Below are 23,662 nucleotides of genomic sequence, written 5' to 3' on the forward strand. Positions count from 1 at the left end.
CATGGCGGATGAGTTTCGGGTTGAGGTTGTGCTCGGCAATGAGGAGCATGGGCTGACGTTCTGGGATCGGGTGCGGGCGCTGGATCTGGATGACGATGCGCGGAAGCGGCTCGGTAGTCAGGTCACGGTGACGCGGGACGGGAACAGGATGCTGCTGTACACGCAGACTCTTGAGGATGCGTTGGAGGCGGAGCGGACCGTCAAGGAGCTTGTTGCGGGCGACAACCTTACGGCGGAGTACACGGTGACTCGGTGGAATGCGGCCGAGCAGGAGTGGACTGATCCGAGCGTGCCGGTTGGTGAGCACGACGCGGCTAGTGACGAGGCCAAGAACGCTGGCATGGAGGTGCCGGATCCGCGGTACGTCGTGCTGCAGGCGTACAAGCCGGAGTTCCTGCGCGACCTCGGGCTCTAGGCCGGGACGTAGCCTGTCCGCTGCCGCATTTCGTCGGCGGCGGACTGGTGTACGGCGGCCTGTTCGGGGTGGCCGAGGGTTCGGTAGCAGTCGGCTAGCAATGCGTTGACGTGGTACTGGCCGACTGCGTATTCGACGGCCTCGACCTCGGCCAGTGCGGTGCGGCCTAACTCGAGCGCGCTCGAAGGGTCGCCGGCGCGGTAGAGGCAGAGGGCCTGCCAGCCGTGGGTGTCCGCGAGCATCGTGCCGTAGCCGGCCTCGCGAGCCATCAGTTCGGCTTGCGCGAGGTGCACCTGGGCGGCGGGTAGATCGCCGGCTGCCAGGTTGATCTCGCCGAGGACGAGCCGGCTGAAGCACTCGTGGTACGGCGACGTGATCTCGAGGCTGAGCCTGAGCGCCTCGGTGGCATGCGCCAGCGCGGCCGGGTAGTTGCGTCGGGAGCGATCGACCTCGGCGAGCGAGTTGCGCCAGCTGATCACGTCCAGGCGATTGTCACCCGGCGGCAGTGCCATGTCGGCCTCGGCTTTGTCGTACTCCCCCAGATCCGTGTACGCCGCCGCCCGGTTCACCCGAGCGACCCAGCCCTGATCGGTCAGCCCCAGCTCCAGGCTCTCCGTCGCACACTCGATGCACTCGTAGAACTTGCCGAGATGCAGGTAGTTGAGCGACTGGTTCAGCAGCGCGACCGGCAGTCGATCGAGTTCGCCCAGCGAACGGAAGAGCGCGATCCCGGCCGCGAGCAGCTCGGACGACTTCCGGAGCTGCCCCCGGTCGTTGTAGGAGAGCCCGAGATTGCACAAGAGCGCGGCCTCCCCCACTGAGAAGCCGCTCTCGCGGTACAGCGCGATGGCTCGGGTGCTGTGTTCCGTCGCGCTGACCGCGTCGCCGGTGATCCGCGCGAGCACGCCGCGGGCATGCTCGATCGCACCACACCCTCGGGTGTCCGGAGCGGCTGCAGCGCCGAGTTCGACCAGATTGCGCCAGATGCTGATCAGGCTGTGGTGGTAGAGATACGGCCGGACGATGTCCGCGAGCAGCCAGACGACCTCGGCCGGACCGATCCGGAGTGCCTCGGTGGCGACCGCTTCGAGGTTGGCCAGCTCCGCCTCCAGCCAGGTCTCCGCGTCGCCGACGACCACGCCGTCGTACGCCGTGATCGGCAGCCGGACCGCGTTCGGGAACAACCCGCTGATCGCGGCATCCGCCGTACCGACATACCAGCTGCACAAGGCGTTCCAGGCGTCGAGGTCGGGCGCGTCGAGCAGGCCGGCGTACTCCTTGACGAGGTCGTGCATCAGGTAGCGGCCCTCGCCGACCGGCTCCAGGAAGCTGGCGGCTTCGAGGCTCCCAAGGACGAGGGAATGGTCTACGCCGATCAGTGCGGCGGCCGCATCCGCACCGAATTCGGCACCAGGGAATTGGGACAGCAGCCGGAAACCCCGCTGGACAAAGGGTTCAAGAAGCTCGTACGACGTCTGGAACGCGGCACTGACCGCGATGTCGTCGTCAATGGCGAGCATCGGCAATGCACCGGCAGAACGCAGACGAGCGACGTACTCGGAGACTGAACCGCGAGCGGCGTTCGCGCCGGCGATCCGTAGCGCCAGCGGCAGACCGGAGCAGGCAGCTGCCAACTCTCGAACAGCAGCACCGGAATCAGTTGCATCGAGCAACAAACTGATCAGCGAGGCACTGTCATCGTCGGTCAATGTCGAGACCCGCACGCCGATCGCCCCATCGAGCGCCACCAGGCCGCCCAGCGCGCTGCGGCTCGTCACGATCACCGCGCTCCCGGCTCGCCCCGGCAGCAGCGGCCGAACCTGCGCCGCATCCCGCGCGTCATCGAGTACTAGAAGCACACTGCGATCCGCGAGGCGAGCCCGGAACATCGCCGCCCGATCATCCAGTTCGTCGGGAATCACCGAAGGATCGACGCCCGAAGAACGCAACAGCTCAGCCAGTACGTCGCCCGCGCGCCGCGGCTGACCCGATGCGCCTCGGAGCCGGACGAACCATTGACCGTCCGGGAACTGCTCGACCAGCTGATGCGCGACGCGAACGCAGAGAGCGCTCTTTCCGACTCCCGGAGCACCGGAGAGCACCACAACCGGTACGCCGTCAGTCGTGGAGACCAGCTTCGCAACCTCCGCGACGAGACCGTCTCGCCCGACGAGTTGCCGGATATCGAGCGGGAGCTGATTCTGCCGATTCCAATCCTCCGAGGGGGAGGCGGGAGCCGCTTCCAAGGCCGAGGTGAGGATTGCCTGTCGAAGCCGGCGCAGTTCGTCGCCTGGATCTAGCCCGAACTCCTCCGCAAGCCGCGCAGCGATCGCGTCGTACGCCGAAAGTGCCTCGGCCTGGCGTCCGCAGCGATAGAGCGCGATCATCAGCAGCCCGCCGAGCCGTTCCCGCAAGGGTTCCTGGGCGGACAGGGTTTGAAGCTCGGGCAGTACGTCCGCGTGATCGCCGCGAGCCAGCCGAGCGTCGTAGTACTGCTCAACAGCGGCCAGCCGCTCCTCGTTCAGCCCAACAGCAACGTAGGGATCAACAGAGAGCGCTTCCCCACGCCACTGATCGAGGGCCTTCCGCAGATGCTCGACCTGCCGGACAGGGGCAGCGGCGGCCTCGGCCACGCCTGCGCGGAACGCGACGAGATCGGTCGGTTCGGCCGCCAGCAGGTAGCCCTGGCCGCGGGTCAGCAGTAGATCGGCGCCGACGATCTCGCGCAGGCGCCGTACATAGGTGTGCAGTGAGGCTTTGGGATTTGCCGGCTGGGTGTCCTCGGGCCAGAGCCGATCGATGAGTTCGTCGACCGAGACGACCCGGTGCGGGCGCAGGAGCAGCGTCGCGAGCAGCGTCTGCAGGCGCGGCGCGAGCGCCGGGATCGTTCGTCCGTCGACGACGATCTCGAGCGGGCCGAGGACGCGGAACTCCATCGGCCCAGTCTGGCAGGGCCGGAGTTCGCGAGGGTGCTTGACAACGGTTCGGTGACGGGAGAGCGCGATCCCGCGACGCTGAATCCCCCGGACACTAGTCTCGGCGGGTCGCTGCGCGCTCACTCGGCGTGGTTCTGCAACTCTTGAAGGTGCTCGAGGGAGAGGGGAATCATGTCTCGTCGACATGGTCTGGTAGCTGGTGCCGTCGTTACGTCGTTCGTCCTGGTCGGCTGTTCGGATGTGGCCGCCAGCGAGACGAGCTCCCCACCGCCCGGGAAGACGACCGCCAGTACGCCGACGCCCAGCGCCCCGGCGGCCAGCACACCGACGGCAACGCCCACCGCGAAGCCCACAGCCACGCCCACCGTCAAGCCGACGAAGAAGCCGAAGAACCCGCACAAACCGCAGTACTACGCGCTGAAGGTCGAGCAGAAGCTGGCGAAGCTCGGCTACCCGGTCGGCGACGCCGACGGCGACATCACCGTGCGCGGCCGGCAGGCGTTGTGCGCCTGGCGTGAGACGAACGGCATGCCGATCAGCCGCAAGGGCCTGAGCCTGGACGAGGCGTACTCGGTGATCAACGCGACCGCGAAGCCGACGCCGACCCGCCCGGACGGCATCTACGTCAACAAGACCTGCCAGGTGCTGTACCAGATCGTCAACAAGCAGTACAAGCGGATCGTCTGGATCTCGACCGGCGCTCCCGGGTACGACACCCCGAACCGGACCGGCAAGGTCTGGCGCAAGTGGGCCGGCGCGCACGAGAGCAGCCTGTACGAGGACGCCTACATGTACGACTCGCTCTACTTCCTCAAAGATCGCCCGGGAATCGCTCTCCACGGATCTCGCGTCAACTCGCTGATCAAGCCGTACCCGGCCAGCCACCGCTGCGTCCGCGTCCTGCGCCCGGAAATCCATCACATCTTCGCCGACACCCCGATCGGTACGACGGTCTCCGTCTACGGGAAGTATCAGTGGAGCTGAACAGCCTACGAACGCCCAGCCGTCCGATGTAAGGCTGCTGAGTTGGGTTGCCAGGTGGTCAGTAGGTGTTGGGCGAACAGGTTGTCCAGGGCGAGTGAGCAGCTGGCGCCGAAGAGTACGTCGCCGATCGCGGACGGGTGCTCGCGGACATAGTTGCCGCACAGGTCGTGAGCGGCGATCTGTTCGTGGACTGCGTCCGCTTCGACGTGTTCGGTGAAGTAGCGGGCCTGTGCGTCCGTTGCGCCGAGCCGGAGCGCGCCGGCGGCGTACTGGCGGTTCGGGAGGGTCGAGGTCATCTCGAGTGCGGCCAGGTGGCCGAGCAGGGCGGGCGTCCAGCGCTGATGCATCGCGAACAGCGACATCACGTTGGAGATCGCCAGCGTGACCGCGGGGACCTCCGGCACATAGTGGCCGTAGGCATCGTTCAGACCGAGCCATCCCATCGTGGTCCGGAACAGCTCCGCATGCATGCGTTCGGCACGGCCGGCGCCGTACTCGTCGGACTGGATCTCTACCAGCGCGGCCTTCGCGGCGCCGTCGAGCCGCGGGATGCCGAAGCTGTGCGGATCGGCCTCCTTCAGCTGGTACACGGACCGATTCAGGACGAACTCGCGGAACTCCTCGAGAGTCGCGTGCCGGCGCAGATAGGCCGACAGCTTCGGCCCGTCGTCGGCATCGATCAACGCACGCAACTGCTCCGCGACTGGTACGTCGCCCGGTACGTCGCTCGGCAGCGTCCGGCAGTTCGCCTCCAGCCACGCCGTCCACGGCTGCTCCAACTGGGTGCGGAAGGCAATGATCTCCGGATGCCACTGGCCGTCGACCACCGCGTCCTCGAAGCCCCGATAGTGCAACTCGTACGCGATCCACAGCGCGAGCTGCAGATCGTCGTCCGCCCACGGCTCACTCGATCCGTAGACAGTAACTTCCTCGGTACGGCGCCCCGCCAGCCGGCTGATCAGCCAACCGCTGAGTGGTCCCCGTGGGGGTGGTACCTGCATTCGCGTCTCCTCGTTCCATCAAAGCTGCGCACCGGTACCCCGAGCAGAAACCGTGTGACCGATGGGTACTGCACAGGTATGACGACGAACGCCGAGGACCCCGCCACCGTGATCCGCGCCTATCCCGACGGCCCGATCCTGGTCCGCGGTGACTTCGAACTCCTCGACGAAGACGGCAACCCGGTCCCGACCGAGCGCCGTACCATCGCTCTCTGCCGCTGCGGCCGCTCAGCCATAGCCCCGCTCTGCGATGGCACGCACGCCGTGCTCACCCGCCACAACCGCGACTGAGCAGCCCGGGCAAAGATGTGTACGTCGGGGGTACCGGGTGCGGTCAGCATCTCTCAGGAGGAACCGCATGCCCCCGAAACGCAAAGCTTCCAGCGCTCCTCGTCGATCGAGCGCGGCGCCCGCAGCACCCGCGCGCCGTACGGAGGACCGTCCGGTGGAGGCAGCTGAGGGCAGGCTCCAGACCAGCTCGCTGCTCACCACCGCGCAGGGCGTCCGGCTCCCGGACACCGACCATTCGCTGAAGGCGGGGTCGCGCGGCCCGACGCTGATGGACGACTTCCATCTTCGCGAGAAGATCACCCACTTCGACCACGAACGGATCCCGGAGCGCGTCGTGCACGCACGGGGAGCGGCTGCACACGGAACGTTCACGTCGTACGGGAATGCGGCAACGGTCACTCAGGCCGGCTTCCTGCAGCGCGGCCGGCAGACGCCGGTCTTCGCCCGGTTCTCGACCGTGCTGGGCTCGCGGGGGTCGGCCGACACCGTTCGCGACGTCCGGGGCTTCGCAGTGAAGTTCTACACCGACGAAGGGAACTTCGACCTGGTCGGCAACAACATGCCGGTCTTCTTCATCCAGGACGGGATCAAGTTCCCCGACATCATTCACGCCGGCAAGCCGCATCCCGACCGGGAGATCCCGCAGGCCCAGTCCGCGCACGACACGTTCTGGGACTTCGTCTCGCTGCACACCGAGGCGACCCACCACGTCATGTGGGCGATGTCCGACCGCGGCATTCCGCGCTCCTACCGGACGATGGAAGGCTTCGGGGTCCATACCTTCCGGCTGGTGAACGCGAAGGGTGAGACCAGCCTGGTCAAGTTCCACTGGAAGCCGGTCGCCGGGGTCCACTCGCTGGTCTGGGAAGAGGCGCAGCTCGCCGCCGGGACCGATCCTGACTTCCACCGCCGCGACCTGGCGGACGGCATCGACGCCGGAGCGCCGCTGGAGTTCGAGCTCGGCCTGCAGATCATGCCGGACACCGCGGAGCAGACCTTCGAGGGCATCGACCTGCTCGACCCGACGAAGCTGGTCCCCGAGGAGCTGTGTGAGGTCCAGCTGGTCGGCAAGCTCAGCCTCGACCGCAATCCCACGAACTACTTCGCCGAGACCGAGCAGGTCGCGTTCCACACCGGCAACCTCGTCCCGGGCATCGAGGTCACCGACGACCCGCTGATGCAGGCCCGGCTGTTCTCCTACCTCGACACCCAGCTGACGCGGCTCGGCGGGCCTAATTTCACCCAGTTGCCGATCAACTGCCCGCACGCCGCGGTGAACGACAACCTCCGCGACGGGATGCACCAGACCGCGGTCCCTCGCGGCATCGCGCCGTACCTGCCCAACAGTCTCGGCGCCGAAGGCGAACCCGTACCCGCCGAGGTGAGCGAGGGCGCCTTCGTCCACGTCCCCCGCGAGATCACCGGCGCCAAGGTGCGGGAGAACCCGGCCTCGTTCGCCGACCACTTCTCACAGGCCTCGTTGTTCTGGGCAAGTATGACCGAGGTCGAGCGGGCCCACATCGTCGAGTCGTTCACCTTCGAGCTCGGTAAGTGCTACGAGCAACCGATCCGCGAACGCATGCTCGGCGTCCTCGCCAATGTCGACGCCGAGCTCTGCGCGGCCGTCGCCGCCGGTCTCGGTCTGCCGGCACCGGACGGCGCGCCCGCCACCGGTGTCGTTCCCTCCCCCGCGCTCTCCCAGATCATCGTCGAACCCGGACCGATCACGGGACGGGTGATCGGCGTGATCGGTGCCGATGGCGCCGACCTGGCCGGCATCACCAAACTCCGGCGCGCGGTCGAGGCCCAAGGCGCCGTACTGAGGCTGGTGGCTCCCGTAGGCGGCGAGGTCAAGCGGGCCAGGACGCGACAGACTGTCGAGCGGACCTTCCTGACCACGCGATCGATCGAGTACGACGCCGTGATCGTTGCCGCCGGCATCCCGTCGCTGACGGACGCCAAACTGACCGTCCTGCTCGGCGAACTGTTCCGCCACTGCAAGGTGATCGGCGCCTGGGGCGACGGCGTCGAGGTCCTCACCGCGGCCGGTATCGACGTCACCGCACCCGGCATCGTGCTCGGTGAAACGATCGCGAAGCCCTACACCACAGAGCTCTTCGCAGCCGTCGGCCTGCACCGATCCTGGGACCGCGTCTAACTGTGACGGCCGGGGCTTTCCAGCGGAAGGGATGTCATGCAGCAGTCGAAATCGGGGGTAGCCCTGGTCACCGGGGTGACCGGCTATATCGGCGGGAGGCTGGTTCCGGAGCTCTTGCGGGCCGGGTACGACGTCCGGGCGATGGCTCGCAACCCGCGACGCCTCCGTGATCGCCCCTGGTACGGCGAGGTCGAGGTCGCGGAGGCCGACGCGGGTGACGCCGAGCAGCTTCGCGCCGCGATGGCGGGCGTCGACGTCGCGTACTACCTCATCCATTCACTGGGAACCGGGCGCCGATTCGAGGCCACGGACCGGCACAACGCGCTGACGTTCGCGACCGCTGCGCGGGAAGCCGGCGTACGACGCATCGTCTATCTCGGCGGTCTTTATCCGGAAGGTGAGGAGCTCTCGCCGCATCTGGACTCGCGCCGCGAGGTCGGTGAGATCCTGCTGGCGTCCGGCGTACCGGTCACCGTGCTGCGAGCCGCCGTCATCCTCGGCTCGGGTTCCGCGTCCTTCGAGATGCTGCGGCACCTCACCGACCGGCTGCCGGTGATGGTCACGCCGCGCTGGCTGAGCACCAGGATCCAGCCGATCGCCGTCCGCGACGTCCTGCACTATCTGGTGGGCAGCGCCGCGATGCCCGCGGATGTGAGCAGGGGCTTCGACATCGGCGGTCCGGACGTCCTCACCTACCGCGACATGATGCAGCGGTACGCGAAGGTTGCCGGACTCAACCAACGTCGTATCGTCACACTCCCCCTGCTGACGGTTTCGCTGTCCAGCCATTGGGTCGGACTGGTCACTCCTGTACCCAGCAGCATCGCGCGTCCGCTTGTCGACAGCCTGATTCATGAGGTCGTCTGCAAGGAACACGACATCGCCAAGTACGTCGCCGATCCCGAACCGGGCCTGACCGGGTTCGACCGCGCGGTGGAGCTGGCGCTGAAGAAAGTCCAGGAGCTCGACGTCACCACGACATGGGCGTCCGCAGCGACACCCGGCACACCGAGCGACCCACTACCGAGCGATCCGGATTGGTCCGGAGGTTCGCTGTACGTCGACGAGCGTTCAAGCGTCGTACCGGCCAGCCCCGAGCGACTCTGGACCGTGATCGAAGGCATCGGCGGCGGCAACGGCTGGTACTCGTGGCGACTGGGCTGGTGGGCGCGGGGTCTGCTCGACCGTCTGTTCGGTGGTCCGGGTCTGCGTCGCGGCAGACGCAATCCACGGGACCTCTCAGTTGGTGATCCCCTTGACTGGTGGCGCGTCGAGGACGTCGAACACCTCAAACTGCTGCGCCTGCGCGCGGAGATGCGGCTTCCCGGCCTGGCCTGGTTGGAGCTCGTTGTCGATCACGACGAGGCCGGCAACACGATCTTCCGGCAGCGTGCGCTGTTCCATCCTCACGGTCTCCCCGGTCACCTGTACTGGTGGGCCATCAAACCGTTTCACGGCGTCGTGTTCGGCGGCATGCAACGCAACATCGCCGAGGCGGCCGCCGGTAGTTCGCGGCCGCAGGCGTAGAGGTCTCCGGTGGTTGGGTTCGCGGCCAGTTGGGGGGCGTTGTGCCACTCGCTGGCCAGGCCGGTGAGGATCTCCGTGGTGGACAGGTCTGCTTCCACTTGCAGGATTGCGTCTTCCGTGGCGAGGTAAAGGCGATCGTCGACCTCGATCAGTCGGCCGGGCTCGGCACAGTCGATGTGTCCGAGCGCGACGAGCTGCGGCGTTTCGGGGGCGGCAGCGAACAGGCGGCCGTCGCGGGTGACGCCGTACAGGAGGTTGCGGTGCCAGGCCAGGCTTGTGTACTGCGTGACCTCGGCCAGCGGGCGCCAGGTCCAGCGGAGCCGTCGTTCGAGCAGGTCGAATCCGGCGAGGAGCGCGTTGGCAGTCGCTGGCTCCAGCCCGTCCGCAATCGTTTCGCTGCCGATGATCACGGTGCCGCCGCCGAGCGCGAGAGCGGAGAGAGCGTGATCTTCGAGGAGATCGTCGTACCGTTCGATGGTGCCTGTCGCCGCGGTGATGACGGCGAGCGCGCCACCGCGATGGCCGTATTGGTTGCGGGTGGCAACCAGGACCAGGTCGAGTTCGGGTGACCAGGCGATGTCGCGCGGGCGATTCGAGAGGCCGCCGATCTTTCCGATCTGGCTGATCGTCTCGGTCTGAGGCTCGTAGCGGCAGATTCCGGCGCCGGGGTACAGCGCGAGGTAAGCGGCATCGCCGGTCGACACCATTGCCTTGGGTTCGCCGTCGACGACGTACCGGCGCATGCTCGGCTCGGTCGGCCGGTGGACGCAGAGGCCGAAATTGCCGCCTACTAAGACCTCATCTCCCAGTGTGCAAACGGATTGCGGCGGTTCGACGTGGGCGGGAAGCCCTCGTTGGCCGAGGTCGATGACGGTCGTGGTCTGGCCTGACCAGCGCCAGGATTGGCCGCCGCCGGAGATGCCGGAAACGCCGTCTGCGTCCACGGCGAGACTTCGGGTTTCTTGGCCGGGCAGCGGTGTACAGACCCGATCGAGTTGGCCGGTCGCGGTGTCGTAGCGGAAGAGCGAACCGCTCGGTCTCCCGGTGCACCAGACAATCCGACCGTCGATGGCGATCGTGTCGATGGTTCGTTCGTGGGTTTCGATCACCTGGTACGGCGTTCCGCGGTCGAGGACGATCAGCAGGCCGCCGGGTTCGGTGCCGCAGGCAACGAGATCCCCGGCGATTGCGAGGGCGTAGACGAAGTCTTCACCGGCCAGTTCGAGGATCGGTAGCTCTTGCGTCGCCCCTGTGGCTGGGTCGAGCGTCAGAAGGCGTGCCGGGCAACCGGTCCCGACGTGGATCAGAGAGCGGTCCGGGTCAGCAGCGAGAGCGCGAACGTAGGTTGCTGCAGGCAAGGGAGAGCCGAGGTCGCGGACCATTCCGGACGCGTCGTCGAGCTCGTACACCTTTCCACCGGGATAGGTTCCCGCGTAGAGCCGGTGGCCGAGAGCCAGCGCGAAGACGTACTCTTCCTCACCTAGTCGGCCGAAGCTGGTGACCGCGCCGGAGCGCAGATCCCAGCGGTGCACGTTCGCCGTTGGATAGGTGCCCACGAACACTGCCTCGTCGGAGAGCGCGATCCCCCAGCCGCCGTGACCGTTCGGCAGGCTCACTCGTCGCCGCACGCGGGGACCGATCTCCGCCACGGCGCATGGCGCGAGGCCCCGGGTGACGACGTACCCGCTATTGGCACCGGTGAGCGGCGTACCGGTGACGGCTGGGCCGAGCGCCGTGATGACGCGGCCGACCGGCTCGAAATGGTAGAGGTCCATATCAGGGGCGGGGCATTGCCGCGGCGTCCTGGTGGTCGACCATGGGGATCCCCTGGCTGCGGATCCGGGTCGATCCCCAGCTGCCGAGCGGTGCGAGGGCGGCGTTGAGCGAGCGGCCGTCGTCGGTGAGCGAATACTCCACCCGCGGCGGGACCTCGGCGTACACGGTCCTGATGACGAGGCCGTCATGCTCCATCTCGCGCAGGTGCTGGGTCAGCATCTTCTCGCTGACGCCGGGGAGTCCGCGGCGCAGCTCCGCGAAGCGGCGGATGCCGTGGGCGTCGAGCTCCCAGAGGATGAGGCCCTTCCACTTGCCGCTGACGACGTCGAGCGCCGCGTCGATACCGCAGATGTACGGGCCTTGCCGCGCCGATTTGGTCACGCGAACCCCACTAACCAAAAAGTAAGTACCCCAGAAAATAGTGCGTACTTCCGAGATCTTAGGCGACAGCTGAGCATGGAGGCGACCGACCGAACAACCAAGGAGCCTCATGCCCCGCACTCCCGTCACGCTCATCGGCCTCGGCCCGATGGGACAGGCGATGACCCGAACCCTGCTCGCGGCCGGAAACCCGGTGACCGTCTGGAACCGGACCCCCGCTCGCGCCGCCGGGGTCGTTGCCGACGGCGCGCTTCTCGCCTCGAGCCCGGCAACCGCTCTCGGGGCCAGCGATCTCGTGATTCTCAGCCTCACCGATTACCAGGCCATGTACGACGTACTCGGGCCGGCCGTCGATTCGCTGGCCGGCCGCACCCTGGTCAACCTCAGCTCCGATACTCCTGATCGCACCCGGTCGGCCGCGGAGTGGGCAGCCGAGCACGGGGCGACGTTTCTGACCGGCGGGGTGATGATCCCCGCGCCAATGGTCGGGACCGATCAGGCTTACGTCTACTACAGCGGCCCACGTGCTGTTTTCGAGCAACACGAGATCGCGCTCTCTCTGATCGGAGCACCGCGGTATCTGGGCGAGGATCCGGGCCTGGCGCAACTGATGTACCAGGCTCAGCTCGACGTCTTCCTGACGACGCTTTCCTCGCTGATGCACGCGACGGCACTACTCGGTACGGCGGGAGTGACCGCGGCCGAGGCTTTGCCGGAGCTACTCCAGACGGTCCGCGGTATCCCGGAGATGCTGGAGGCGGGCGCTGAGAACTTTGGTGCGGACGTCGACGCAGGCAAGCATCCTGGGGACCTGAGCACGATCACCATGATGAGCGCGACCGCCGATCACATCGTCGGCGCGAGCGCGGCGGCCGGTATCGACCTCGCGCTCCCGCGGGCGGTGCAGGCGCACTACCTCCGTGCGATCGAGGACGGGCACGGGGGCGACAACTGGACCCGCATCATCGACGGGATCCGTAGTCCGCGCACCTGAGCTCTGCTGCTTAGGAGATGTGGAACGGCTGGCCGTAGACGTGCCAGTCGAGCGGCGTGTTCAGGTTGAGGTTCCCGTTGTTGAGGAAGACGCGCTGGGCGGTGTCGATCCGACTGGTGTCTTCGTGCGCCGGCTCCTGCTTCATCGCCCACACCCGCTCGTCCAGGAAGGCGTGCAGGTAGGTGGTCTCGTCCCCACCATCGGCAGGGGTCGCCGCGCGGGCCTTCGCGCGGTTGCGAATCGAGCTGAACGCAGTGGGGTCGCTCCCATCGCCGTGCACCACCAGCGCGTCGTAGTAGATGAACTGGCCGAGCGTGCCGACGCCGTCCGAGTTGCCCTGCTGCACGGCCGGGTTGAAGTACACGCGATCCCGTTCCTCGTTCTGGGCCTGCTGGAACGCCTGGTCCTGCGCCGCCTCCTCCCACGCCTGCGGATAGCCGTCGAGCCCCTCGAGCGAATCGCTGCCGTTCACCGCACGTAGCGCGGGGAGATAGCTGGCCAGCGGGTTGTTGGGCTTGCGATTCGTGTAGAGCTCGACGAGCTCCAGCATGTCGCCGGTCCCCGAAGTGAAGCCGATGATCCCGCCGGTGTAGCCGCGGCCGTCGTGGATGTCCTCGATGTACTTGTACTGCGCTCGCCAGTCCAGGGACGAGTTCTCCGCGCTGGACACGAGTTGCATCGCAATGTCCTTCTTGGCCGGGTCGTCCAGGCCGGCAAGGGCCGCGGCACCGTTCGCCGAGGTGGCCGAAGTGGGCGAGGTGGGCGGTGAGCTGGGCTTGAGGGCGTCGGCGGCGGTCAGGCCGGTGGCGAGCAGAGCGAGGGCAGCGAAGGCTGCGGACACGGGGCGGGTACGCACTGGAGGACTCCCGATGAGAGCGGTTACATCATCTGATAGGAAAGTTTCCTATCAGATGAACGCCAGTGCTGACCAGAGCTCGATCGGCAGCGAGTGCGATCAGAAGCCGGTCGGCCAGGGGCGTCGCGCTGGGAGAGCGCTATCCAAATATTCAGCCAGCGCCAGGGCTGTGGTGTCTTGATGATGCGGTACGGCGAGCTGCGCGCCGATGGGGAGGCCGGTGCTGGACCAGCCCGCGTTGAGGGTGGTGGCGGGGTGGGCGGACATGTTGTAGGGGACCGTGAAGGCGATGTGTTCGAACGGCTTGGCCGGGTCATCGGTGGGGTAGGCGAGCTCGGCCGGGAACGCTGTGATCGGGGCGACCGGTGACAGGATCACGTCGTACGAGGTGAAGATCGCGGTGACGGCGGCTGCCATCGCACCCATCTGGCTGTAGCCGTGGAAGACGTCGGACCCGGTGAGCTCACCGGCTGTGGAGACCCAGTCGCGGATCTGTGGGAGAACCTTTGCCCGGCGTTCTTCGGGGAGTGCGGCGATGTCGGTAGCGGATCGGATCCGCCAGAACCGGTCGAGGCCGTCGAGCATCTCGCGAGTGATGATCGGGGCGATCGGTTCGATGATCGCGCCGGCCTTCTCCAGGACGGCGGCGGCTGCGGAGACCGCTGCGGTGACCTCAGGGTCGACCGGGAGGCCGAGCCCGGCATCCAGGAGGAGAGCAACGCGGAGACCGCTCTCTGGTGATCTTGGCCCGTTCTCGGGAGTTGCCGGGTACGACGTGTGGTCGCGCGGGTCGTAGCCCGACATGACCGAGAGCGCCAGCGCCGCGTCGGCCGCCGTACGGGTGAGTGGGCCGATTGCCCTGCCTGGGTAGGGGTTTCCGACGGCGATCCGGCCGTGAGTGGGTTTGAGGCCCACCAGTCCGCACCATCCGGCCGGCAGTCGGATCGAGCCGCCAATGTCGGTGCCGATGTGGATCGGACCGTACCCGGCCGCCGCGGCAGCCGCGGCTCCAGCACTCGACCCGCCTGCCGTCTTCGAGACATCCCAAGGGTTGCGGGTCAGATGGTGGAAGGTGGAGACCCCGGACGAGAGCATCCCGTACTCCGGCATCGTGGTCTTGCTGAAGATCACCGCACCAGCCTCGCGAAGGCGGGCGGCAGCTGGCGCGTCCTCGGTGGCGGGGATGAGTTCGGTGGCGGCCGTCCCTTGTGGGACTGGAGTTCCGCGGGTGGCGATGTTCTCTTTAACAGTGACCGGTACGCCGTCCAGCGGGCCGGCGGTGTTGTCGCGCCAGCGGGACTCGGAGTCGCGGGCTGCGGCGCGGGCGCCGTCTGGATCGAGGGCGTAGGTCGCGCAGAGGTGTGGTTCGAGTTCGTTGACCCGGGTGAGTACGTCCTCGATCACCTCGACGGGCGACAGAGAGCGCTCTCGGTAGCGCTCGAGGAGTTCGGTCGCGGTCAGATCGGCGAGACTCATACACGCTCCTGGCGAATCGGGGGTTGTGCTCGGGATCGGGCCGCGTTGCTAGTTCGGCGGGTCGAAACGGCCGTCCATCGCGGTCCAGCCGCCGTCGACGGCGAGGACGCTGCCGGTGACGAAGCTCGCGGCGTCGGAGGCCAGGTAGACGACTGCGCCGGCGAGTTCGCTCGGCTGGGCCCAGCGAGAGAGCGCTCCCTTCTGCGCGTACGCGTCGTACCAGGCGGGGTTGGCCTTGATCTGTGCGGTGAGCGGGGTTTCGACCACACCCGGGGCGATCGCGTTGGCGCGGACGCCGGAGGAGCCGAGCTCGGCGGCGGCGGTTCGGAGGAGCTGTACGAGACCGGCCTTGGTGGCCGCGTAGACCGATTGCCCGGGCTCGACCGTGGTACCGCGGATCGAGCTGAAGCCGATGATGCTGCCACTCCCCCGCTCGGCCATGTCCTTGCCGAAGGCACGGATCAGCTGGAAGGACGCCCGCAGGTTGAGTGAGACGACGCGGTCGAACTCTTCCATCGTGTAATCGAGAATCCGCTTTCGGACGTTGGTCGCGGCGGTGAACACGAGGACGTCGACGGGATCGAGTTCCGCGACGGCTCGAGTGATCGCGTCGTCGTCGAGGACATCCAGCTGGTACGCCGAGATGTCGGGCGTGCCGAGTTCGCCGGCGACCGTGAGGTCTCGGGTCGACGCAGTCGATTCGGCCGCTGCGAGATCGCGGTCCGCGCACGTGACCTGGGCACCGTGGGCGGAGAGGGCGAGAGCGCTTTCTCGGCCGATGCCGCTGCCGGCGCCGATCACCAGGGCGTGCTTGCCATCGAGGCGGAAGAGGTTCGCGTAGTCCGTCACAGCCGGTACACCCTCTCAGGGACGGGGGCGGATGATTGCCATCCGGGTGGTGGTCAGTTCCTCGATCGCGAAGCGTGGGCCCTCGCGGCCGATCCCGGAGTCCTTGACGCCGCCGTACGGCATCACGTCGGAGCGGAAACCGGGGACCTCGTTGATCACGACTCCCCCGACGTCGAGTTGGTCGATAGCCGTGAAGGCCGTGTCTAGCGAGGCCGTGAAGACGCTGGCGTGCAGGCCGTAGCGCGAAGCGTTCACGGTCGCGAAAGCGCTCTCCAGGTCGGGAACGGAACGCACCGCGATCACCGGGCCGAAGATTTCCTCGTCCCAGGCCGGCTGGCCGGACGGTACGTCGGTCAGCACGATCGGGCCGAGGATGTCGCCTTCGGCGCGGTACACGATGGTCGCACCGGCGTGGACGGCATCGTCGACCCATTCGAGGACACGAGCGGTCGAGCGGGGATCGATGAGCGCGGACACTCGGGTCGCCGGGTCACGTGGGTCGCCGACGACAACGGTTGGTAGCCGGGCGCCGAGTTTCTCCAGCAGGGGTTCGCGAATCGACTCGACAGCAAGGACTCGCTGGACCGAGATGCAGGCTTGGCCGGACGCGTAGTACCCGCCGCGGATGATCGCGTCGGCGGCGGCGTCCAGATCGGCGTCTTCGGCTACGACCAGGGCTGAGTTCGAACCGAGTTCGAGGAGGACCTTGGTTGGCGCCGCATCACGAGCGATCTGGTGACCGACGGCGGCCGAGCCGGTGAATGAGACGGCGCCGATGCGGTGGTCGGTAGTGAGGGTCGCGCCGACGTCAGCGCCGCCGGTGAGCAACTGGAGAGCGCTCTCTGGCGCTCCCGCCTCGAGCAGCGCGGAGCGCATGAGGTGAACGAGCCAAAGGGTCGCGAGCGGGGTCTGCGGGGCCGGCTTCACGATGATCGGGCAGCCGGCTGCGAAGGCCGGAGCGATCTTGTGCGCGGCGAGAAGCAACGGGTAGTTGAAGCCGGTGATGCCGACGACGACACCGATCGACTTGCGGACCCAGAAGCCGAGCAGGCCTTCGCCGCTCGGAAGGAGGTCGAGCGGAACTGTCTCGCCGTGGAGGCGGGCGACTTCCTCGGCCGCTGTCTCGAGGGTGAGCAGCGTCCGGTCGATCTCCACCCGACAGTCGACGAGGGGTTTGCCGGTCTCGAGGACGAGGAGATCGACGAAGGCATCGCGCTCGGCCCGCACCGCGGCATGCGTTGCCTGCAAGACATTTCGGCGCACGTACGACGGGAGGCGGCCGACCGTTTCCCGGACGACGACCGCGTGATCCAGGGCTTGGCGGGCGAGGTCGGTGTCCCCGACGGGCGCCTCGGTGACGGTGGAACCGTCGTACGGGAAGGTCACCGGGGCGGTCGTGGGTGCTGCGATCCAGGATTCGCCGATCGGTAGGCCGGACGGGAACTTCACGCGGATTCTCCCTTCGCTAGCAGGTCGGCCGTGGTCGCGCCGGAGAGCGCTCTTTCGAGCGTGGGGATCGCGGCGACCAGGCGCTGGGTGTAGGGATGCTGGGGAGCGGCGTACACGTCGGCGGTGGGGCCGGTCTCGACGATCTCGCCGGCGTGCATGACGGCGACGCGGTCGCAGACGTGTTTGACCACGGAGAGGTCGTGGGAGACGAAGATCAGCGTGAGGTCGAGTTCGTCGACGAGATCGGAGATCACGTTGAGGACCTGGGCGCGGACGGAGACGTCGAGAGCGCTCACCGGTTCGTCGGCGACCAGGATGCGTGGGCGCGGGGCCAGGGCTCGCGCGATCGAGATCCGCTGACGCTGACCGCCGGAGAACTGATGCGGATAGCGATCGCCCGCGTCCGCGGACAGGCCGACCGCGTCCAGCAACTCGCGAACGCGCTCTCCCGAGGCGGGATGACCTTGTACGACAAGGGGTTCGGCGATGATGTCGCGGACGCGCATGCGCGGGTCGAGGGAGCTCATCGGGTCCTGGAAGACGAGCTGGAGGTTCTCGCGGAGGAACCGCAGCCGACGTTCGGGGAGGCTGGTGATATCGGTGCCTTCGACAACGATCTGGCCGGAGGTCGGGCGGTCGAGGGCGGCGATCAGGCGGAGCAGTGTCGACTTGCCGCAGCCGGATTCACCGACGATGCCGAAGCGCTCGCCCTGCTTGACCTCCAGGCTCACCCCGCGCAGTGCGTGAACGACCGGGGCTGGGCGCAGGAGCGACGTACGGGGTCGGGGGTAGTCGCGGACCACGTCGATCACCTGAATGGCGGGTGTGTCAGGCATGAGGCGCTCCGGCGGGGTGGTGGCAGGCGTAGCCGGTGGCGGGGGTGCCGGACCAGGCGGGGGTGGTCGCGCAGCGGTCGGTGGCGTGCGGGCAGCGGTTGCGGAAGACGCAGCCAGAGGGGAAGTGGCCGGCGGAAGGCACGCTGCCGGGAATGGTGGTGAGGCGGCCGCGAGCGTCGGCTGTCTCCAGGTTGGAAGCAGCTATGAGGCCTTGGGTGTAGCGATGGCGGGGGTTGGTGAAGACTTCGCGGACAGGGCCGGATTCGACGACGCGGCCGCCGTACATGACCAGGACTCGTTCGCAGACGGTGGCGACGACGGCCAGGTCGTGGGTGATGAACAACAACGCCGACGAGCGGGCCAGCACGCCTTGCAGGATCAGATCGAGGACAAGGGCTTGGACGGTGACGTCGAGGGCGGTGGTGGGTTCGTCGCAGATCAGGAGCGCCGGGTCGTTGGCCAGCGCGATCGCGAGGACGATGCGTTGACGTTGACCGCCGGACAGTTGGTGCGGGTAGGCGCGGAGCAGATCGGCCGGGAGCTGGACCCGTTCGAGGAGGTCAGCGGCGACTGCGCGGGCGGCGCTTCTGTTAGGGCGGGTGTGGTGGATCAGCATGGACTCGGCGATCTGGTCGCCGATCCGCATGGTGGGGTTGAGCGCGGTCATCGGTTCCTGGAAGACCATGGCGAGATCGCGGCCCCGGATCCGAGATAGCGCTCTCTCGTCGGCGCCGATCAGGTCGTGGGCAACACCGGTCAGGTGGACCGAGCCGGTGGCGGTCACTTCGTCGGGGAGCAGACCGAGGATGCTGAGCGCGGTGAGCGACTTGCCCGAACCGGACTCGCCGATCAACCCGACCCGCTCCCCCGGACCGACCGTCAGATCGACATCGGAGACGAGGCTGGTGTCGCCAACGGAAACGTTGAGCCCTTGGACTGTCAGTACGTCGGTCGTCATCGGCGATCTTCTAGCTTGGGGTCGAAGCGGTCACGAAGGCCGTCACCGAGGAGATTGAAGCCCAGTACGGCGATGGCGATGGCGATCCCCGGGAAGACGGCCAGCCGCGGCGCGCTGAACAGGAACTCCTGACTCTCCTGGAGCATGCGGCCCCAGGACGGCGTCGGAGGCGGAGTGCCATAGCCGAGGAAAGAGAGCGCTGCCTCGGCCAGAACGGCGATCGCGAACGACACTGAGGCCTGCACTGTCACCAGGCTACTCACGTTCGGCAGGACGTGCCGGGCGGCGATCGGGAACGGCTTTCGGCCGGCTGCGCGCGCGGCCAGCACGTACTCGGTCCGCATCACCTGCAGCGCTCCACTCCGGATCACTCGCGCGAAGCTCGGCACCGAAGCGATGCCGATGGCAACCATCGCGGTCAGCGTGCTCGCTCCGAAGACCGCGCCGAACATGATCGCCAGCAACAGCGCCGGGAACGCCAGCAGCAGGTCGTTGGTCCGCATGATCAACTCACTCGGCCAGCGCGGAGTCATCGCGGCCAGTACCCCAAGCGGTACGCCGATCACCGCGGCCACGCCTACCGCGACCACTCCGACGAACAGCGTGGTCCGCGACCCGACCATGATCTGGCTGAACACGTCCCGCCCGAACTTGTCCGTCCCGAACCAGTGCTCCCACGACGGGTGCGCCAGCCGCTCCAACGGGCTGACGAGCGTCGCGTCGTACGGGGTCCAGACGAAGGACAGCAGCGCCATAGCGACGATGACTCCGACAATCACGCCGCCCGCGACCAGGCTCGGGTTCAGTCGCCTCATCGCGACCCCGTCCGCAGTCGCGGGTCCAGGGCGACGTACAGGAGGTCGACCAGGAAGTTCACCAGCAGTACGGCGACCACCAGCACCATGACTACGTCCTGCACCAGAATGAGGTCTCGCTGCGACACACCATCCAGGAGCAGGCTGCCCAGGCCTGGGATGACGAAAACGCGTTCCACGACCACTGCGCCGATCAGCAGCGTTGCGAGCTGCAGACCGAGCACAGTCACCACCGGTACGGCGGCATTGCGCAGACCGTGCCGCCACAACGCTGGAAACGGTCGCAGCCCCTTCGCGCGCGCCGTACGCAGGTAGTCCTCCCGCAACACGTCCAGCACCGCACTGCGCACGTACCGCGTCAGTACGGCGCCCTGTACCAATCCGAGCGACAACGCTGGCAGTACGAGCTGACGGAGGAACTGTGCTGGGTCTTCAGCCGGTGGGGTCCACCCGTTCGCCGGAAGCCAGCCGAGCTTCACCGCGAACACCATGATCAGCAGGATGCCCGCAAGGAACGCCGGTACGGCGACGCCCACCTGGGAGAGCGCAGAGAGCGCTACCCCGGACAGTCGCCGGTGTCGCGCCGCCATCACCGTCCCGGCCGGTACGGCGAGCACCAGCGCGATGAGCATCCCCGCCAGCACCAGTAGCAGTGTCACCTGGAGCCGATCGAACACCTGCGGTCCGATCGCGGCCTTCGACACGTACGACGTACCGAGGTCGCCCCGAAGCAGTCCGCCGAGCCAATCGACGTACTGGGCTGGCAGCGACCGGTCCAGCCCGAACTGGCGACGCAGCTCGGCCACTGCCTCGTCGGACGCGTTCACGCCCAGTGCGACCCGGGCGGGGTCACCCGGGAGCACAGCCATGAACCCGAAGACCAGCACCGAGCTGACTCCAAGACTGATCAAGAGCACAGCTGTGCGCTCGATCAGGCGAAGAATCACGGCGTCACGACCGGGCGAGGCGGGACAGGTCGAAGTTCTCGGTGATCGCGTTCTGCGGCAGTCCGGTCAGGTTCTTGTCCGCGACGATCAGGTTCGGCAGCAGGAACAGCCAGTCCCCCGCCGCCTGGTCGGACAGCCGCCTGCCCGCCTTCTTCATGTTGTCGAGCTGCGCGGCCTCGTCGCCCGAGTCCGCCGCGGCCAGGAGCTTCTGCAGCTCAGGGTCGTTGTAGCGGGTGTAGTACGTCGGGCTGAACACCGCACCGAGGTCACGCGGCTCGACGTGCGCGATGATCGACATGTCGTAGTCGACATTCTTGAAGACCGTGCTCAGCCAGGCCGCCGGGAACTCCAGGTTGTCGATCTTCACCTTCAGCCCGACCTGCTCCAGCTGGCTCTTCACCACCTGACCGCAGGAGATCGCATACGGCAGAGTGGGCAGCCGCAACCGCAGCGTGGCGCCGGCCGCGCCAGATGCCTGCAGCAATGCCTTCGCCTTGGTCACGTCGTACGGCGCCACGTTGGTCAGGTCCTCGTACCACGGGTCGGTCGGCGGGACCATGGAACCGATCAGCTTGCCGCGGCCGGCGAAACACGTGTCCAGCAAAGCCTTGTGGTCGATCGCCTGCCGGATCGCCTGCCGCGTGCGGATGTCGCGGAAGACCGGCTGGGAGTTGTTGAACGACAGCAGCACCTCGCCGTTCGTGGTCCCCTCGATCACCTGGTACTTCGAGTTGCCGGTGAACTGGCTGAGCGCTTCCGGCGCCTGGACCGTGGTGATCACGTTGATCGTGCCGGTGAGCAGCGCGTTGTTCAGCGCGGTCGGGTCCTTGAAGTACTTCAGCGTGATCTGCTGGAAGTAAGGCTTGGTCCCCCAGTAGGCGTCGTTGCGCTGCAGCACGATCGAGTCGCCGCGGTTCCACTTCGAGAACTTGTACGGCCCGGTGCCGACCGGTGCGGTGGCCAGCGCGCTGACACCGGTCTCGGAGAACATCGCACCGATCCGGGTCGTCATCCGGAACAGCCAGCCGTTGCTCGGCTTGGCCAGCGTCACCTGCAGCTGCGTCGGCGACAGCGCCTTGGCCTCTTGGACGACGTCCATCGCGGTCTTGAGCGAGGTTGTCCAGGCGGTCTTCACGCGGTTGATGCTGAAGACGGCGTCGGCCGCGGTGAACGGCTTGTCGTTGGTGAACTTCGCGTTGTCGACCAGGTCGAACGTGTAGGTCTTGCGGTCCGGCGACACCGTCCACGACTTCGCCAGCGAGGGCACGATCTTGCCGGACTCGTCCTGCTTGACCAGGCTCTCGTAGAGGTTGCCGAGCAGCGCCTGCGGGATCGCCGCGCCGTCGGTGGTGGTGAAGTCGAGGCTGGCCGGCTCCGCGACCAGGCCGAGCGACAGTGACTGGTCACCGCCGGTCGTCGCGCCGCCCGACGTACTCGAACCGGCCGAACAGGCGGTCAGGGCGAGCAATGCGGCGGAGGCGACGAACGCGACCGCTCGAGTGGTGTACGACTTCACGCGAACTCCTCCAGATCACCGGACTCTCGCCGCATTCTGCCGACCCGGCCCACCGCGGTCGGCAGCGGGCACGCAGTACGGCGGGGTTCGCCGTCCAGCTGTGACTGGTCCGACCAGTGGACTAGGTGTCAGTGGGGCACTAGGTTTGTCGCTACCGACAGGTCTGTCAAGGTGAAATGAGGGTCCGGAATGGCCGAGCGTCCGCGGTTCCAGCCGGTCCAGCCCGTGCGCGCGTACCAGCGGATCGTCGAACAGGTCGAGGAAGCGCTCGTCCGGGGCGACCTCGCGCCCGGTCAGCGGCTGCCGAGTGAGCGGGAGCTGGTCAGCCAGTTCGCCGTCAGCAGGTCCACGGTCCGCGAGGCGTTGCGGGTGCTGGAGAGCAACGGCGTCGTACGGTCGCGGCCCGGCGACCCGAACGGTCCGGAGATCCTGCCGTTCTCGTCGATCGCGTTGCGCAAGCAGCTGGTCCGGCTGACGCGGGTGGACGAGCTGACCCTGGCCGAGCTGATCGGGTTCCGGATGATCATGGACGGCGCCGCGATCCAGGTCGCGTCCCAGCTGCGCACGGCGGAGCAGCTCGCCGAGCTCGAGGACACGCTGATCGCGATGCGGACCGCGATCGACGTCGACTTCGCGGCGTTCAGCGAGGCCGATTTGACCTTCCATGACGTGATCGCGCGGATCGCCCGCAACTCGTTGATCCAGACCTGCAACGAAGTGGTGCGAGGCGTCGTACTGACTCTGATCTCGGACAAGATCGCGCACGCGCCGAACAGCCGCGCGCTGATGCTGGAGTCGTTGCAGCACCACGCCGACGTGGTCGAGGCGATTCGCTCCGGCGACGGTCACGCGGCCGCACGGATCGCCCGTCAGAACATGTATGACTACTACGCGGGCTATGTGCCCGAAGGCGAACGTGACGCGCTCCGGGCACTCACCGGTTAGTTGTCGTGCTCGAGAATTCTTACCCTCGGGACCTTGAGGAGTTTGCGGGCCTTGGTGGCCCAGTCGGAGCAGAGGTAGCTGGCCGCGGTTTCCGGCCAGGCGACCACCACGACCTCCTGGCCGCCGCTGCGCATCACCAGCGTTTTCAGGGCGAGCAGCACCTCGCCGTGGGTGATGGAGACGTGCACCGGATATCTGCTGGCTCCGCGGAGCTGGCGTGCGCTGTGTTCGATGACCGAGGCCATGTCGAGGTCCGGATCGGCGAGTGTGGCCATAGCCGTTCCCGCAGGGGCGCTCCCCGGTGGACCGATCATGCCGGCCACATCGGCGAACGTCGTTCCCAGTAAGGCCATCGGACCACCGAATCCGCGCTCCGGATGACTGGAGACCAGTAGGTGGTAGTTGACGGCTTCTTCGTGCCTTGCGTGCAGGGCGGCAACGCGGCGCGCGTCGCCCTCACTCATCTCCCGCTCGATGAGCACCACCACGTCGTAGGTCATGCGTGGCTCCCTTCGCAGTCACTTCCCGTTGTACTCCTGTGGCCGACCAGTC

The 23,662-nt window shown here is 67.3% G+C and carries 21 protein-coding genes; 7 read left to right on the forward strand and 14 right to left on the reverse strand.

Annotation, left to right across the window (positions count from 1 at the left end; translation table 11 throughout):
- Nucleotide 1 precedes the first annotated feature (1 nt).
- Nucleotides 2-415, forward strand: a complete 414-nt coding sequence (locus OG474_RS01480; protein WP_405060334.1) for a hypothetical protein — start codon at nucleotides 2-4, stop codon at nucleotides 413-415.
- Here OG474_RS01480 and OG474_RS01485 read toward each other — a convergent pair.
- Nucleotides 412-3,351 (reverse strand): AfsR/SARP family transcriptional regulator, encoded by a 2,940-nt coding sequence (locus tag OG474_RS01485; RefSeq protein ID WP_405060335.1) that lies wholly within the window; start codon nucleotides 3,349-3,351, stop codon nucleotides 412-414. The two genes, OG474_RS01480 and OG474_RS01485, sit on opposite strands and share 4 nt — an antisense overlap.
- A 171-nt stretch (nucleotides 3,352-3,522) precedes the next feature.
- Between OG474_RS01485 and OG474_RS01490 the strand changes: the two genes are divergently transcribed.
- Nucleotides 3,523-4,335 carry a L,D-transpeptidase family protein gene (locus OG474_RS01490; protein WP_405060336.1) on the forward strand — a complete coding sequence of 271 codons (813 nt, stop codon included), beginning with the start codon at nucleotides 3,523-3,525 and terminating at the stop codon, nucleotides 4,333-4,335.
- A gap of 5 nt (nucleotides 4,336-4,340) precedes the next feature.
- Here the strand turns inward: OG474_RS01490 and OG474_RS01495 are convergent, their stop codons facing one another.
- A complete protein-coding gene (locus tag OG474_RS01495; RefSeq protein ID WP_405060337.1) occupies nucleotides 4,341-5,336 on the reverse strand; it encodes an iron-containing redox enzyme family protein in 996 nt (331 codons plus the stop codon).
- Between the two features lie 78 nt (nucleotides 5,337-5,414).
- Between OG474_RS01495 and OG474_RS01500 the strand changes: the two genes are divergently transcribed.
- From OG474_RS01500 to OG474_RS01510, 3 genes are all read left to right on the forward strand, one after another.
- The gene (locus OG474_RS01500; protein WP_405060338.1) at nucleotides 5,415-5,627 is read left to right on the forward strand and encodes a CDGSH iron-sulfur domain-containing protein; all 213 of its coding nucleotides are present in this window, start codon (nucleotides 5,415-5,417) and stop codon (nucleotides 5,625-5,627) included.
- A 154-nt stretch (nucleotides 5,628-5,781) separates the two neighbouring features.
- Entirely contained in the window at nucleotides 5,782-7,785 is a 2,004-nt protein-coding gene (locus OG474_RS01505) for a catalase (RefSeq protein WP_405060339.1), read from the forward strand.
- 36 nt (nucleotides 7,786-7,821) lie between these two features.
- The gene (locus OG474_RS01510) at nucleotides 7,822-9,312 is read left to right on the forward strand and encodes an SDR family oxidoreductase (RefSeq protein ID WP_405060340.1); all 1,491 of its coding nucleotides are present in this window, start codon (nucleotides 7,822-7,824) and stop codon (nucleotides 9,310-9,312) included.
- Here the strand turns inward: OG474_RS01510 and OG474_RS01515 are convergent.
- Both OG474_RS01515 and OG474_RS01520 read right to left on the reverse strand, forming a co-directional pair.
- Entirely contained in the window at nucleotides 9,237-11,087 is a 1,851-nt protein-coding gene (locus tag OG474_RS01515; RefSeq protein ID WP_405060341.1) for a hypothetical protein, read from the reverse strand. The genes OG474_RS01510 and OG474_RS01515 overlap by 76 nt on opposite strands.
- A gap of 1 nt (nucleotide 11,088) precedes the next feature.
- Nucleotides 11,089-11,469, reverse strand: a complete 381-nt coding sequence (locus tag OG474_RS01520) for a winged helix-turn-helix transcriptional regulator (RefSeq protein ID WP_405060342.1) — start codon at nucleotides 11,467-11,469, stop codon at nucleotides 11,089-11,091.
- Nucleotides 11,470-11,578: 109 nt separating this feature from the next.
- Between OG474_RS01520 and OG474_RS01525 the strand changes: the two genes are divergently transcribed.
- Nucleotides 11,579-12,463: an NAD(P)-dependent oxidoreductase gene (locus OG474_RS01525; RefSeq protein ID WP_405060343.1), complete on the forward strand. Its 885-nt coding sequence runs from the start codon at nucleotides 11,579-11,581 to the stop codon at nucleotides 12,461-12,463.
- Between the two features lie 10 nt (nucleotides 12,464-12,473).
- Here the strand turns inward: OG474_RS01525 and OG474_RS01530 are convergent, their stop codons facing one another.
- From OG474_RS01530 to OG474_RS01570, 9 genes are all read right to left on the reverse strand, one after another.
- On the reverse strand, nucleotides 12,474-13,319 hold the full coding sequence (locus tag OG474_RS01530; RefSeq protein ID WP_405060344.1) for a chitosanase: 846 nt from the start codon (nucleotides 13,317-13,319) through the stop codon (nucleotides 12,474-12,476).
- Between the two features lie 99 nt (nucleotides 13,320-13,418).
- On the reverse strand, nucleotides 13,419-14,795 hold the full coding sequence (locus OG474_RS01535) for an amidase (protein WP_405060345.1): 1,377 nt from the start codon (nucleotides 14,793-14,795) through the stop codon (nucleotides 13,419-13,421).
- Nucleotides 14,796-14,843: 48 nt separating this feature from the next.
- On the reverse strand, nucleotides 14,844-15,644 hold the full coding sequence (locus tag OG474_RS01540) for an SDR family NAD(P)-dependent oxidoreductase (protein WP_405060346.1): 801 nt from the start codon (nucleotides 15,642-15,644) through the stop codon (nucleotides 14,844-14,846).
- Between the two features lie 15 nt (nucleotides 15,645-15,659).
- Nucleotides 15,660-17,093 carry an aldehyde dehydrogenase family protein gene (locus OG474_RS01545; RefSeq protein WP_405060347.1) on the reverse strand — a complete coding sequence of 478 codons (1,434 nt, stop codon included), beginning with the start codon at nucleotides 17,091-17,093 and terminating at the stop codon, nucleotides 15,660-15,662.
- On the reverse strand, nucleotides 17,090-17,929 hold the full coding sequence (locus OG474_RS01550) for an ATP-binding cassette domain-containing protein (protein WP_405060348.1): 840 nt from the start codon (nucleotides 17,927-17,929) through the stop codon (nucleotides 17,090-17,092). The genes OG474_RS01545 and OG474_RS01550 overlap by 4 nt, the downstream gene beginning before the upstream one ends.
- Nucleotides 17,922-18,887, reverse strand: coding sequence for an ABC transporter ATP-binding protein (locus OG474_RS01555; protein ID WP_405060349.1), 966 nt, complete (start codon nucleotides 18,885-18,887; stop codon nucleotides 17,922-17,924). Before OG474_RS01555 ends, OG474_RS01550 begins: the two co-directional genes overlap by 8 nt.
- The gene (locus OG474_RS01560) at nucleotides 18,884-19,702 is read right to left on the reverse strand and encodes an ABC transporter permease (RefSeq protein WP_405060350.1); all 819 of its coding nucleotides are present in this window, start codon (nucleotides 19,700-19,702) and stop codon (nucleotides 18,884-18,886) included. The genes OG474_RS01555 and OG474_RS01560 overlap by 4 nt, the downstream gene beginning before the upstream one ends.
- The gene (locus OG474_RS01565; RefSeq protein WP_405060351.1) at nucleotides 19,699-20,649 is read right to left on the reverse strand and encodes an ABC transporter permease; all 951 of its coding nucleotides are present in this window, start codon (nucleotides 20,647-20,649) and stop codon (nucleotides 19,699-19,701) included. Before OG474_RS01565 ends, OG474_RS01560 begins: the two co-directional genes overlap by 4 nt.
- 4 nt (nucleotides 20,650-20,653) lie before the next feature.
- Complete coding sequence (locus tag OG474_RS01570; RefSeq protein ID WP_405060352.1) at nucleotides 20,654-22,165, reverse strand: ABC transporter substrate-binding protein; 1,512 nt, start codon at nucleotides 22,163-22,165, stop codon at nucleotides 20,654-20,656.
- Nucleotides 22,166-22,354: 189 nt separating this feature from the next.
- Here OG474_RS01570 and OG474_RS01575 point away from each other — a divergent pair, with 189 nt between their 5' ends.
- Complete coding sequence (locus OG474_RS01575; protein ID WP_405060353.1) at nucleotides 22,355-23,110, forward strand: FadR/GntR family transcriptional regulator; 756 nt, start codon at nucleotides 22,355-22,357, stop codon at nucleotides 23,108-23,110.
- Here the strand turns inward: OG474_RS01575 and OG474_RS01580 are convergent.
- The gene (locus OG474_RS01580) at nucleotides 23,107-23,610 is read right to left on the reverse strand and encodes a hypothetical protein (RefSeq protein WP_405060354.1); all 504 of its coding nucleotides are present in this window, start codon (nucleotides 23,608-23,610) and stop codon (nucleotides 23,107-23,109) included. The genes OG474_RS01575 and OG474_RS01580 overlap by 4 nt on opposite strands.
- Between the last annotated feature and the right edge of the window lie 52 nt (nucleotides 23,611-23,662).

It is taken from the genome of Kribbella sp. NBC_01505, from assembly GCF_045040285.1.
Lineage (GTDB): Bacteria > Actinomycetota > Actinomycetes > Propionibacteriales > Kribbellaceae > Kribbella.